Consider the following 13,195-nt stretch of genomic DNA (forward strand, 5'->3'; position numbering starts at 1 on the left):
AGGGCACAGGGAATACGGTCAGAAGAGGAAAGCGTCCCGCGCCAGGGACAAAAACGCCGGGAGCGTTTTTGAACAACGCAAAGCGTTGGCCCGGAAACGGGCGCACCTCAGGGATGAGGTGCGTAATCGCGCGGGCCGAGCATGCCATGGATGGCGGTTTTGCGTCTTTCCGATCTGACCGTGTTGCCTGTGCAGGCACGGTCTCACAGAGAACCGTCCAGCCGTTGTTCACCAACAAAAAACCCCGGCAAGCCGGGGTTTGTTTTGCTGAAAACTGTGATGACGATAATTAGCCCGCCACAGCGATACGCTTCATGTCGGTCATGTAGCCACGCAGCTTACGGCCAACGGTTTCAATTGGGTGCTGGCGAACCGCTTCGTTAACGTCACGCAGCTGCGCGTTATCAACCTGCGTGCCTTCAACCGCTTTACCCAGATCGCCTGGCTGCAGCGTGGTCATGAACTCTTTCAGCAGCGGCACCGCGGCGAAGGAGAACAGGTAGTTACCATATTCGGCGGTATCGGAGATCACCACGTTCATTTCATACAGGCGCTTACGGGCAATGGTGTTCGCGATCAGCGGCAGCTCATGCAGTGATTCGTAGTAGGCAGACTCTTCAATGATGCCGGCGTCCACCATGGTTTCAAACGCCAGCTCAACGCCCGCTTTAACCATCGCAACCATCACCACACCTTTGTCGTAGTACTCCTGCTCTTCGATTTTGCCTTCATACTGTGAGGCGGTTTCGAACGCGGTCTGGCCGGTCTCTTCACGCCAGGTCAGCAGGTTTTTATCATCGTTAGCCCAGTCCGCCATCATGCCGGAAGAGAATTCGCCGGAGATGATGTCATCCATATGTTTCTGGAACAGCGGTGCCATGATGGTTTTCAGCTGCTCTGACAGCGCATAAGCGCGCAGTTTAGCCGGGTTAGAGAGGCGATCCATCATCAGTGTGATGCCGCCAAACTTCAGTGATTCGGTGATGGTTTCCCAGCCGAACTGGATCAGTTTTTCTGCGTAAGCCGGGTCAGTGCCTTCAGCCACCAGCTTGTCGAAGCAGAGCAGTGAACCAGCCTGCAACATGCCGCACAGGATAGTCTGCTCACCCATCAGGTCAGATTTCACTTCAGCAACGAAAGAGGACTCCAGCACGCCAGCACGATCGCCGCCAGTTGCTGCTGCCCAGGCTTTGGCAATCGCCATGCCTTCGCCTTTTGGATCGTTTTCCGGGTGAACCGCGATCAGCGTCGGTACACCAAAGCCACGTTTGTACTCTTCACGAACTTCTGTACCCGGACACTTCGGTGCCACCATGACCACGGTGATATCTTTGCGGATGCTTTCGCCCACTTCAACGATGTTGAAACCGTGCGAGTAGCCCAGCGCAGCGCCATCTTTCATCAGCGGCTGAACAGCCTGAACTACAGCGGAGTGCTGCTTGTCTGGCGTCAGGTTTACCACCAGGTCAGCCTGCGGGATCAGTTCTTCGTAGGTGCCCACTTTGAAACCGTTATCGGTCGCTTTGCGCCATGAAGGGCGTTTTTCCGCAATTGCTTCAGCACGCAGTGCATAGGCCACATCCAGACCGGAATCACGCATGTTCAGACCCTGATTCAGGCCCTGCGCACCACAGCCAACGATAACGACTTTTTTGCCTTTCAGGAAACTGGCACCATCCGCGAATTCATCGCGCGCCATGAAACGGCACTTGCCTAATTGCGCCAGCTGGTTGCGCAGGTTCAATGTGTTGAAATAGTTAGCCATGGGTACTCCGGTAAGGTTGTGTTTGCTTTTTTTGTTCAGGAACGGCGTGTCATGCAGCGCCGCGAATGACCCCATCATATGACAGGAATTCTGTTGCTTAAATTGATATATTAACAACGTCACATTGCAATAAATGCAACACCACCCAGAGGCGACGCGCACATGGATTTACGGGATCTGAAACTGTTTCTTCATCTGGCAGAAAGCTGCCACTTCGGACGCACTGCGCGTGCTATGCACGTCAGCCCTTCCACGCTGTCACGCCAGATCCAGCGGCTTGAAGAAGATGTCGGCCATGCGCTGTTTCTGCGCGATAACCGCACCGTGACGCTGACAGAAGCGGGCGAACGGCTGCGCCAGTTTGCCCAGCAGACGCTGTTGCAGTATCAGCAACTGCGCCATGTGATGGATCTTAACGGTCCGTCGCTCAGCGGCGAGCTGCGCCTGTTCTGTTCGGTGACGGCGGCCTACAGTCATCTGCCGCCCATCCTGGACCGCTTTCGCGCTGAACATCCGCAGGTCGAAATCAAACTGGATACCGGCGATGCCGCGGATGCGGTGGAAAAAGTGCACTCCGGCGATGCCGATCTGGCCATTGCCGGCCGTCCTGAAACGCTGCCCGCCAGCATTGATTTTATGCCACTGGGGCTGATCCCGCTGGTGCTGATCGCGCCTGCACTGCCCTGTGCCGTTCGTACCCAGGCAACACAGCCGCAGCCCGACTGGTCAAAAATTCCGTTTATCCTGCCGGTACAGGGACCGGCACGGCGACGTATCGATCTCTGGTTCCGCCGCCAGCGCATCCCGAATCCGGTGATTTACGCCACGGTCTCGGGGCATGAGGCGATTGTTTCGATGGTGGCGCTGGGCTGCGGTATTGCACTTTTACCGGATGTGGTGCTGGAAAACAGCCCGGATCCGGTGCGTAACCGCGTGCTGCTACTGGAGAATATTGACTCAGTTGCGCCGTTCGAACTCGGCATCTGCGTGCAAAAAAAGCGGCTCGGAGAGCCGCTGATCAGTGCTTTCTGGAGCCAGCTGTAATCAGTTGCCTGACAGGAAGAAGCGGAATGCCGGGTTCTGGCTTTCGTCATGAAAGTCGTAACCCAGATCGGTGAGATGCTCTTCGAAGCGTGGCTCATCGCTGCCAAGTTCAAAAGCGGCCAGCACACGGCCATAATCGGTGCCGTGGCTGCGGTAATGAAACAGCGAGATATTCCAGTGGGTGCCCAGCGTTTGCAGGAACTTCAGCAACGCGCCGGGTGCCTCCGGGAATTCAAAGCTGAAGAGGCGTTCACGCAGTGGTTTAGAAGGACGTCCACCCACCATGTAACGCACGTGCAGTTTCGCCATCTCATCATCCGAGAGATCGACCACCTGATAACCGCCGCTGGTGAGCTCGCTGATGATCTCGCTGCGCTCTTCTACGCCGCGCGTCAGTCGTACGCCAACAAAGATGCAGGCTTTGTCCGCATCGGCGTAGCGGTAGTTGAACTCGGTAATCGACCGTCCACCCAGCGTCTGGCAGAAACGCAGGAAACTGCCCTGCTGTTCCGGGATCGTTACGGCCAGCAGCGCTTCACGCTGTTCGCCCAGCTCGCAGCGCTCAGAAACGTAGCGCAGGCCGTGGAAATTGACGTTGGCCCCGGATAACACATGCGCCAGCCGCTCGCCTTTGATCCCGTGCTGCTGGATATACTTTTTCATGCCCGCCAGCGCCAGCGCGCCAGAGGGCTCCGCCACAGCACGGACATCTTCAAACAGATCTTTCATTGCGGCACAAATGGCATCGCTGTCGACGGTGATGATGTCATCGATGTATTCCTGACAGAGCCGAAAGGTTTCGCTGCCAATCCGTTTCACCGCCACCCCTTCGGCAAACAGCCCGACGCGCGGCAGATCGACCGGATGACCCGCCTCCAGCGCTGCTTTCAGGCAGGCTGAATCTTCTGACTCCACCGCAATCACTTTGATTTGCGGCATCAGCTGCTTGATCAGCACCGCGACGCCGGCTGCCAGACCTCCACCGCCAACCGGGACAAAGACCCGGTCGAGATGCGCATCCTGTTGCAGCAGCTCCATCGCCAGCGTGCCCTGTCCGGCAATGACGGCCGGATGGTCAAACGGCGGCACGAAGGTGTAACCGCGCTGTTCAGAGAGTTCTATCGCTTTGGCTTTCGCCTCGTCAAAGTTGGCCCCGAACAGGAAAGCCTCACCGCCAAATGCGCGCACCGCATCAACCTTGATGTCTGCCGTCGCCAGCGGCATCACAATCAGTGACTTGATGCCCAGCTTAGTGGCGGAGAGCGCCACGCCCTGCGCATGGTTACCGGCTGACGCCGTCACCACGCCGCGCGCTTTCTGCTCTTCGTTCAGACCGGCAATCATCGCGTAGGCACCGCGCACCTTGAAACTGTGCACCGGCTGACGATCTTCCCGCTTCACCAGAATGGTGTTGCCGAGACGCGATGAGATTTTTTCCATAACCTGCAGCGGCGTCACCTGTGCCACTTCATACACCGGTGAACGCAACACTGCGCGCAAATACTCGGCGCCACAAGGCGCCTCGGGTAGCGGTTGAGACTCGGCCATTGTTAGCCTCCCAGCTTGCTCTTATCGCGGACGGCGCCTTTGTCAGCACTGGTCGCGAGTAATGCGTAGGCACGCAGCGCAAAGGAGACTTCACGCTGACGATTGACCGGCGTATACGCCGCATCGCCACGTGCCTGCTGCTCTTCACGACGGGCGTGCAGTTCGTTATCCGGTACGGCGAGTTTGATACCGCGGTTAGGGATATCGATTTCGATGGTGTCGCCATCTTTGACCAGCGCAATGGTGCCGCCGTTGGCTGCTTCAGGCGAGGCGTGACCGATAGAGAGGCCTGACGTACCGCCAGAGAAACGACCATCGGTGATCAGCGCGCAGCTTTTGCCCAGCCCCATCGATTTCAGATAAGTGGTCGGATAGAGCATCTCCTGCATGCCTGGCCCGCCTTTTGGACCTTCGTAGCGAATGACGACCACATCGCCCGCAACGACTTTGCCGCCCAGAATCGCTTCAACGGCGTCATCCTGGCTTTCATAGACTTTGGCCGGACCGGTGAAGGTCAGGATCTCTTTGTCTACGCCTGCAGTTTTTACGATACAGCCATCTTCCGCGATGTTGCCGTAGAGCACGGCCAGACCGCCATCCTGCGAGTAAGCGTTTTCACGGGTACGGATACAGCCTTCGGCACGGTCATCATCCAGCGTGTCCCAGCGGCAGTTCTGTGAGAACGCCTGGGTGGTACGAATACCCGCCGGACCCGCGCGGAACATATCTTTTACCGCCTGATCTTTGGTCAGCATGATGTCGTACTGATCCAGCGTTTCACGCATGGTCTGCTGCAGGATATTACGGGCGCTGCTGTCGAACAGGCCGGCACGATCCAGCTCGCCGAGAATGGCGAACACGCCACCCGCGCGATGCACATCTTCCATATGGTATTTCGGAGTGCTTGGCGCCACTTTACAGAGCTGAGGCACTTTGCGTGACAGGCGATCGATGTCGGAGATATTAAAGTCGATATCGCCTTCCTGTGCGGCTGCCAGCAGGTGGAGCACGGTGTTGGTGGAGCCACCCATGGCGATATCCAGCATCATGGCGTTCTCAAAAGCGGCCTTGTTCGCGATGTTACGCGGCAGCATGTTGACATCATCCTGCTCGTAATAGCGCTTGGTCAGGCTTACGATGCGCTTACCGGCATTGATGAACAGCTCTTTGCGATCGGCGTGCGTAGCCAGCAGTGAACCGTTGCCAGGCTGCGACAGACCGAGTGCTTCAGTCAGGCAGTTCATCGAGTTGGCGGTGAACATACCGGAGCAGGAGCCGCAGGTCGGACAGGCAGAGCGTTCGATCTGCTCACTGTCGGCATCGCTGACGTTCGGGTTGGCACCCTGAATCATCGCATCTACCAGATCCAGCTTGATGATCTGGTCAGAAAGCTTGGTTTTACCCGCTTCCATCGGTCCGCCTGAAACGAAGATCACCGGAATATTGAGGCGCAATGACGCCATCAGCATACCCGGGGTGATTTTGTCGCAGTTAGAGATGCAGACCATGGCGTCAGCACAGTGGGCGTTGACCATGTACTCGACCGAGTCAGCAATCAGCTCACGCGACGGCAGTGAATACAGCATGCCGCCATGACCCATGGCAATACCGTCATCCACCGCAATGGTGTTGAACTCTTTAGCCACACCGCCTGCCGCTTCGATCTGCTCGGCGACAAGTTTACCAAGATCACGCAGGTGAACGTGGCCCGGCACAAATTGGGTGAATGAGTTAACCACAGCGATAATCGGCTTGCCGAAATCGTCGTCGGTCATTCCTGTCGCGCGCCATAAGGCACGGGCACCCGCCATATTGCGGCCGTGGGTGGTGGTGGCGGAACGGTACTTAGGCATACTCTATTTACTCCAGTAAGAATAAGCTCGCGGACGTCAGATGACGCCCGCGCTGTATCTGATTATGGGTTAACCGGATCTAACCAGCCCCATTTGTCTTCGGTTTCGCCGGTGAACAGGCCAAAGAAGGCCTCCTGGATGCGTTTGGTCACCGGGCCACGTTTGCCTTCGCCAACCTGAATGCGGTCAACACTGCGCACCGGTGTAATTTCTGCCGCGGTGCCAGACATAAAGACTTCGTCAGCCAGATAGAGAGATTCACGCGACAGGGTCTGCTCACGCACTTCAATGCCCATATCGCGCGCCAGCGTGATGATGGCATCGCGGGTGATGCCCGGCAGTGCTGAAGAGGTAAATGGCGGGGTAAAGAGCACGCCATCTTTAACTTCAAACAGGTTTTCGCCTGCACCTTCTGAGATCAGGCCATTAGTATCCAGCGCAATCCCTTCCTGATAGCCGTGACGACGGGCTTCGCTGCCCACCAGCAGTGAGGAGAGGTAGTTACCGCCCGCTTTAGCGGCGGTTGGCAGGGTGTTCGGTGCTACGCGGTTCCATGAGGAGACCATGGCGTCGATGCCATTCTCCAGGGCTTCAGCGCCCAGGTATGCGCCCCACGGGAACGCCGCAATGATCACGTCGGTGGTGAAGCCGTCTGGCGGGTTCACGCCCAGGCCCACATCGCCGACAAAGGCCAGCGGACGGATATAAGCACTTTTCAGTTTGTTCACGCGGATGACTTCGCGGCACGCTTCCATCAGCTCATCAACGCTGCTTTTAATCGGGAAGCGATAGATTTTGGCGGAGTCGTGCAGACGTTGCATGTGTTCGCGATGGCGGAACACAACCGGTCCTTTGTGAGAGTCGTAGCAGCGCACGCCTTCAAATACCGACGTACCGTAGTGCAACGCGTGGGACATGACGCTGACCTTCGCCTCTTCCCACTTAACCATCTCGCCATTGAACCAAATAAAGTCTGCTTTCTTCGTGCTCATTGTTATTCCCTCTCGCGGCTAAGCGCGGATTTGTTGTGTTGTCTGTTGTTGAATCTGAACGCATGCAACGTCGATCAATTTGCTTAACTGCGAAGACAGTAAATCGACGGAACGCTGACTGGCAACGGTCATTTCAATATTAATGTTTTCTGCGTTGGCGACTGAGGCCATGTTCATAGAACAGACCTGAAAACCGCGGTGACGCACTACGCGTAAAATGCGCTCCAATATTTCAGGGCGGAAACGGGCTTCGATAGACAATTGATGCTGGTTCATACAGTTTTCTCCATCATGTTTGCATTGCTGGCACCCGGCGGTACCAGTGGCCAGACGTTTTCATGCTCATCAATTGCAACATGCAGGAAGTAAGGACCTTCGCTGTTCAGCAGAGCATCAAGGGCGGCGTCGACCTGATCTTTACGGGTAATGCGCTGGCCGGGAATATTGAAAGCGCTGGCCAGCGTGAGGAAGTCGGGGTTGTCGGACAGATTGGTTTCACTGTAGCGGCCATCGAAAAACAGCTGCTGCCACTGACGCACCATGCCCAGACGCTGGTTATCCAGCAGCACGATTTTGACCGGCAGCTTGCCGCGCTTGATGGTGCCCAGCTCCTGGATGTTCATCATGATGGAGCCATCGCCCGAGACACAGATAACCGTATCTTCCGGGCGTGCAACCTGCGCACCGATGGCGGCGGGTAAACCAAAGCCCATGGTGCCTAAGCCGCTGGAGGTGATGAAGTTCTCTGGCGCGCTGAATGCCATGTGTTGCGCCGTCCACATCTGGTGCTGACCGACGTCGGTGGTCACTACGGTATTGGCCGGTTTGCGATCGGAAAGCTGCTTCAGCAACAGCGGTGCATAGATCGCTTCGCCCGGATGGTCGTAGCGCCATGGGTGACTGGCCTTAAGCGCTTTCATCTCATCGCGCCAGGCGTTGATATGCAGAGGCTGACTCAGGGCGGGCAGCAGTTCGTTGAGATCACCCTGCAGAGAGACGTGTGCACGACGTAATTTGTTTAACTCAGCGGGATCGATATCGAGATGAATTACGCTGGCATGGGGGGCAAAGGTGTCCAGCTTGCCGGTCACGCGGTCATCGAAACGGGCACCAACCGCAATCAGTAAGTCACAACTCTGCACCGCCAGGTTGGCAGCTTTAGTACCGTGCATCCCCAGCATGCCGAGATAAACCTCGCTGTGGGGGTTTACGCTGCCCAGCCCCTTTAAGGTGGCCACTGCCGGGATGCCGGTCTCTTCTGCCAGCGCGCGCAGTGCCGGAACAGCCTGTGCCAGGCCAACGCCTCCACCAACATAGAGCATTGGTTTTCTGGCCTGCGCCATCAGTGCGCGTGCTTCCTGAATCGCCTGATGCGGCAGCGCGCTTCCCTCTTCTACCGGAACCAGATGCGGGGCAGGTTCTCCCTGCGCAATCTGAATATCTTTAGGAATGTCCACCAGTACCGGACCCGGACGGCCTGACTGCGCCAGCGCAAAGGCTTCTGCCATGATGGCGGGCAGCTCATCCAGCGATTCAACCAGGAAGCTGTGTTTGGTGCAGGCCAGCGATAAGCCCAGTACGTCGATTTCCTGAAAGGCGTCGGTGCCGATGAAGGCCGAGGTGACCTGACCGGTTACTGCCACGACCGGAACCGAATCCATCATGGCATCTGCCAGGCCGGTAATCAGGTTGGTCGCGCCAGGGCCAGAGGTGGCGATACAGACGCCGGTTTTGCCGGTTGAGCGCGCATAACCGATCGCCGCCATCACAGCGCCCTGCTCGTGACGACACAGTAGGTGTTCCACGCCGCCGTCGTAGAGCGCGTCGTATACCGGCATGATTGCGCCGCCAGGGTAACCGAATACGGTATCAACACCCTGCGCGCGTAAAGCCTGAACTACCCACTGTGCACCTGTCATCGCTATTCTCCTGTGTCCTGACCGGAACAACAGAATTTTATGCTACTGTTCATTGTTTGTTCCTTGTGGATTTACTGATATTTCCTCTGGTCGAAAAAAAACCCCCGGACCTTTCGGTGCGGGGGTTTTTTCGGATTCGAGGCTTGATTTTTAAGCCTTTCTTTCTCCAAGCGTTGCCCCGCACGGTAGGTTAATAACCACCACCACGCTAATCACGACCAGGCTAATCACTTGTAGAAGGGCTTTCATGTGTTGTTCAATTCTTTCGCTTGTTCGAAGTAATGCCTACAGAGTTATCATAGTCAGGGGGCATGACACAACTTTTTTTACAGAGTTTTTTTAGCACCAGGCGCTAAATCGCGGTCTATCAATTTGTAATACAACAAATAATTACATGATGATAATTATTCATCACTTTACTGACGTAATAATGTTTTGGTGAATTTGCGCGCAGACACGCAGCATTTTAACAGGTCGTGAAAAAACTTCTGATAGGTTGTGCAATGACCCGAATAGTGCTGATGATACCCTGGCTTTCCTTTGATGCTGTCACCAGACTGACGGTAACAAGGAGCGAGTATGTCACTGTCAAAAGTTCTGACCCGGGCAGCGCTGGGAGTGGAAGCCCCGCTGGTGACCATCGAGGCACACATCAGTAACGGACTGCCTGCGTTAACGCTGGTGGGGCTGCCTGAAACCACGGTGAAAGAGGCGCGTGAGCGGGTACGCAGCGCCATTATCAACAGCGGTTTTGCCTTCCCGGCAAAACGCGTCACCATCAATCTGGCACCCGCAGATTTACCCAAAGAGGGCGGGCGGTATGACTTACCCATGGCGATTGCCATTCTGGTGGCCTCTGAGCAGCTTCCTGCCGACAAGCTGACACACTATGAGTTTCTGGGTGAGCTGGCACTCGACGGTGCACTGTGCGGTGTACAGGGCGCGATTCCCGCGGCCATGGTAGCCATTCAGGCTGGACGACAGCTGGTCCTCTCCGCTGAGAATCAGTGTGATGCCGGGCTAATCCGTCAGGGCTCGTCGCTGGTTGCCTCTCACCTCAGCGAAGTGTGCGCCTTTCTGCGCAATGAACTCACATTACCGACAGCCCAATATCCTGAGCATCAGGGCGATGCACCTGCTGACGATCTCGCTGATATCATTGGTCAGGAACAGGGACGCAGAGCACTGGAGATCACTGCGGCTGGCGGGCACAACCTGTTGCTGATCGGGCCCCCTGGCACCGGTAAAACCATGCTCGCTACCCGGTTGCCCGGCATCATGCCCTCCTTAAGCGATCAGGAAGCACTGGAGTGTGCGGCAATCGCCAGCCTGGTGAACAGCAATACACTGCATCGACAGTGGCGCACCCGGCCTTTCAGGTCACCTCACCACAGCGCCTCTCTCTATGCTCTGATTGGCGGCGGCTCACTGCCACGGCCCGGTGAGATCTCCCTGGCGCATAACGGCGTGCTGTTTCTGGATGAATTACCGGAATTTGATCGCAAGGTGCTGGACTCCCTGCGCGAACCATTAGAGTCGGGCGTCATTGCTATTTCACGCGCCCGGGCGAAAGTTACCTATCCGGCACGGTTTCAGCTGATTGCTGCGATGAATCCAAGTCCAACCGGACACTATCAGGGACAGCATAACCGCTGCTCACCCCAGCAGGTGCTGCGTTATCTCAGTAAGCTATCCGGCCCTTTTCTTGATCGTTTTGATCTTTCGCTGGAGGTGCCGCTACTCCCCAGCGGCATGCTCAGCGGTCAGCGCGCCAAAGCGGAAGCATCTGAGCAGGTTCGTCATCGGGTGGTCGCAGCACGTGACATTCAGCTGACCCGTGCAGGAAAAATAAATGCGCATTTAAACAATGCAGAGATTATGCGCTGGTGTCAGCCTGCTAAAGAGGATGCGGAGTGGCTGGAGTCAGTGCTGGAGAAACTGGGTTTATCTGTACGGGCATGGCAGCGGATTTTAAAAGTGGCGCGTACCCTGGCCGATCTGGCTGGGGAAACAGACATCACCCGGCATCATCTGCAGGAAGCGGTCAGCTATCGCACGATAGATCGATTAATGATCCATCTGCATAACAGCCTGCAATAAAAAAGGGGCTTTCGCCCCTTCTCTGTTAATCGTCGCTGTCGGTGAAGTCTTCAACGGTGTCCATCTGCGGTTTACCGCCAGACAGCGTATGGAAACGTTTAGGACGCTTAATGCGGGTCATATACTTAGACCATACACGTTCAGCTTCCGTTTGCGGCTCACGCACGCCACGACACACTTCAATAAACAAACGTTCTTCTTCGGTTGCAGGCTCACGCTTTGATAAATCCAGCTCATTAAAGGCAAAACCGTGGCGTTCAAGAAGCTGAGCTTCTTTAATAGTAAAGTCACCGTGGCGTGAGAAACCACGCGGGTAATGTTTGTTATCAAAGAAACGATTCTCTGTTGAGAAGCTTTCCGCCATGTTACACGCTCCTGATTTTCTAATGCCGTGCTGTTAATGGCGCGGAGTATTAGATAGGCTTGACAGAGTGTAAAACAAAACATTTAAATCTATACGACAAACATTTTTTGGGAGAACGCTGTGGATACGGAATTACTGAAAACTTTCCTGGAAGTGAGCAGAACTCGCCATTTCGGGCGTGCTGCAGAAGCACTTTACCTCACGCAATCTGCTGTCAGTTTTCGCATCCGTCAGTTAGAGAATCAGCTTGGCGTTAACCTTTTTACACGGCATCGCAATAACATACGTCTGACGGCGGCCGGAGAGCGACTGCTCCCCTATGCTGAAAGCCTGATGAGCACCTGGATGATGGCGAAGAAGGAGGTCTCTCACACTCAGCAGCATCATGAGCTTTCAATAGGTGCCAGTGCATCACTATGGGAGGCTTATCTGACGCCATGGCTACAGACGCTCTACGAGAATCGGGAGAGCCTGCACTTAGAAGCGCGCGTGGCACAACGACATCTGCTGGTTAAGCAACTCCATGAGCGCCAGCTGGATCTGTTGATTACCACTGAAGCACCTAAGATGGATGAGTTAACCAGTCAGCAGATTGGTCATATTTCACTGGCGCTTTTCTGCGCCCGGCAGAGCGAGAAGCGTGAAAAATATGATTATATCAAGCTGGAATGGGGAGCAGATTTTCATCAGCATCAGAGCTATCTCTCCGGAGCTGATGATGTACCGGTACTGACCACCACGTCGGCACATGTCACCCGTGAACTGCTGCATACCACCGGAGCGTGCGCATTTCTGCCGGACTTTTGGCAGAGTGTGTACAGTGAGTTGATGGTGATTCCGGATACGCCCGTCGCCGTGCGTCCGCTCTATGCTGTCTGGTTGCAGAACAGCGATCAGCAGGCACATATCCGTCAGTTGCTTAAATTCCCGATTCTGGTCAGGCAAAATAGCTGAATTTGCAGGCAGGACAGTAGGCAGGGAAGATCAGAAGCCAGTTAGATTTAGCTGGTTTTTCTTTTTTGCTTTTTTAAAGGCAAAAAAAATCCTTTGCCGAAGCAAAGGATCGTTTTCTGGCAGGGGCGGAGGGACTCGAACCCCCAACACCCGGTTTTGGAGACCGGTGCTCTACCAATTGAACTACGCCCCTAATAGGGTGGCGGAACGGACGGGGCTCGAACCCGCGACCCCCTGCGTGACAGGCAGGTATTCTAACCAACTGAACTACCGCTCCACCGATTCTTTCACAGCTGTCAGCAACTGGCTGATGGCCGTCTGTTCCTGTTATTTTCCTTGTCAGGGGAAAAGGAACGAATTTGATGCCTGGCAGTTCCCTACTCTCGCATGGGGAGACCCCACACTACCATCGGCGCTACGGCGTTTCACTTCTGAGTTCGGCATGGGGTCAGGTGGGACCACCGCGCTAAAGCCGCCAGGCAAATTCTTTGTGCTCTGTCCTGTGTCTTTTGTGCTGATGCTGCGTTGGCCGCCCTCGCGCTACTCCGTCACATACTTCAGTATGCTCCTTCGTATCGCCCGGTTGCCGCCTTGCCTCAGCGCAAAATCCTTCGGACTTCAGTCCGCAGGACACAACTGTATCCGGTTAACAAGCT

The 13,195-nt window shown here is 55.6% G+C and carries 11 protein-coding genes, 2 tRNA genes and 1 rRNA gene; 3 read left to right on the forward strand and 11 right to left on the reverse strand.

The genetic code is table 11. The annotated features are described in order from the left end of the window. Positions 1–289: 289 nt before the first annotated feature. Positions 290–1,765, reverse strand: coding sequence for a ketol-acid reductoisomerase (gene ilvC / locus ACMGGP_RS17165; protein WP_010253551.1), 1,476 nt, complete (start codon positions 1,763–1,765; stop codon positions 290–292). A 162-nt stretch (positions 1,766–1,927) separates the two neighbouring features. On the opposite strand from ilvC, the gene ilvY reads away from it, so the two are divergent. Next, positions 1,928–2,809, forward strand: a complete 882-nt coding sequence (ilvY, locus tag ACMGGP_RS17170; protein ID WP_008926355.1) for an HTH-type transcriptional activator IlvY — start codon at positions 1,928–1,930, stop codon at positions 2,807–2,809. On the opposite strand, the gene ilvA is transcribed toward ilvY, so the two are convergent. The 6 genes from ilvA to ilvL form a co-directional block, all read right to left on the reverse strand. After that, positions 2,810–4,357 (reverse strand): threonine ammonia-lyase, biosynthetic, encoded by a 1,548-nt coding sequence (gene ilvA / locus ACMGGP_RS17175; RefSeq protein WP_010253553.1) that lies wholly within the window; start codon positions 4,355–4,357, stop codon positions 2,810–2,812. Positions 4,358–4,359: 2 nt separating this feature from the next. Next, on the reverse strand, positions 4,360–6,210 hold the full coding sequence (ilvD, locus tag ACMGGP_RS17180; RefSeq protein WP_010253556.1) for a dihydroxy-acid dehydratase: 1,851 nt from the start codon (positions 6,208–6,210) through the stop codon (positions 4,360–4,362). A 62-nt stretch (positions 6,211–6,272) separates the two neighbouring features. Further along, positions 6,273–7,202: a branched-chain amino acid transaminase gene (locus ACMGGP_RS17185; RefSeq protein WP_010253558.1), complete on the reverse strand. Its 930-nt coding sequence runs from the start codon at positions 7,200–7,202 to the stop codon at positions 6,273–6,275. 18 nt (positions 7,203–7,220) lie between these two features. Then, complete coding sequence (gene ilvM, locus ACMGGP_RS17190; RefSeq protein WP_008926359.1) at positions 7,221–7,478, reverse strand: acetolactate synthase 2 small subunit; 258 nt, start codon at positions 7,476–7,478, stop codon at positions 7,221–7,223. Further along, a complete protein-coding gene (gene ilvG, locus ACMGGP_RS17195; protein ID WP_132499620.1) occupies positions 7,475–9,121 on the reverse strand; it encodes an acetolactate synthase 2 catalytic subunit in 1,647 nt (548 codons plus the stop codon). Before ilvG ends, ilvM begins: the two co-directional genes overlap by 4 nt. Positions 9,122–9,271: 150 nt before the next feature. Beyond that, a complete protein-coding gene (ilvL, locus tag ACMGGP_RS17200; protein ID WP_072101316.1) occupies positions 9,272–9,370 on the reverse strand; it encodes an ilv operon leader peptide in 99 nt (32 codons plus the stop codon). 330 nt (positions 9,371–9,700) lie between these two features. Between ilvL and ACMGGP_RS17205 the strand changes: the two genes are divergently transcribed. Next, complete coding sequence (locus ACMGGP_RS17205; protein WP_022623953.1) at positions 9,701–11,221, forward strand: YifB family Mg chelatase-like AAA ATPase; 1,521 nt, start codon at positions 9,701–9,703, stop codon at positions 11,219–11,221. Between the two features lie 25 nt (positions 11,222–11,246). On the opposite strand, the gene ACMGGP_RS17210 is transcribed toward ACMGGP_RS17205, so the two are convergent. Next, positions 11,247–11,585, reverse strand: a complete 339-nt coding sequence (locus tag ACMGGP_RS17210) for a MaoP family protein (protein WP_010253568.1) — start codon at positions 11,583–11,585, stop codon at positions 11,247–11,249. Positions 11,586–11,705: 120 nt separating this feature from the next. On the opposite strand from ACMGGP_RS17210, the gene hdfR reads away from it, so the two are divergent. After that, positions 11,706–12,539, forward strand: coding sequence for an HTH-type transcriptional regulator HdfR (gene hdfR, locus ACMGGP_RS17215; RefSeq protein ID WP_010253571.1), 834 nt, complete (start codon positions 11,706–11,708; stop codon positions 12,537–12,539). Between the two features lie 117 nt (positions 12,540–12,656). On the opposite strand, the gene ACMGGP_RS17220 is transcribed toward hdfR, so the two are convergent. The 3 genes from ACMGGP_RS17220 to rrf all read right to left on the reverse strand — a co-directional run bounded on the left by ACMGGP_RS17220 (position 12,657) and on the right by rrf (position 13,019). Continuing rightward, positions 12,657–12,732, reverse strand: a tRNA-Trp gene (locus tag ACMGGP_RS17220). A 7-nt stretch (positions 12,733–12,739) separates the two neighbouring features. Next, positions 12,740–12,816: transfer RNA gene (locus ACMGGP_RS17225), tRNA-Asp, on the reverse strand. Between the two features lie 87 nt (positions 12,817–12,903). Then, positions 12,904–13,019, reverse strand: a 5S ribosomal RNA gene (gene rrf, locus ACMGGP_RS17230). Positions 13,020–13,195 lie beyond the last annotated feature (176 nt).

Source organism: Curtobacterium sp. BNK-1, assembly GCF_048685235.1.
GTDB lineage: Bacteria > Pseudomonadota > Gammaproteobacteria > Enterobacterales > Enterobacteriaceae > Pantoea > Pantoea agglomerans.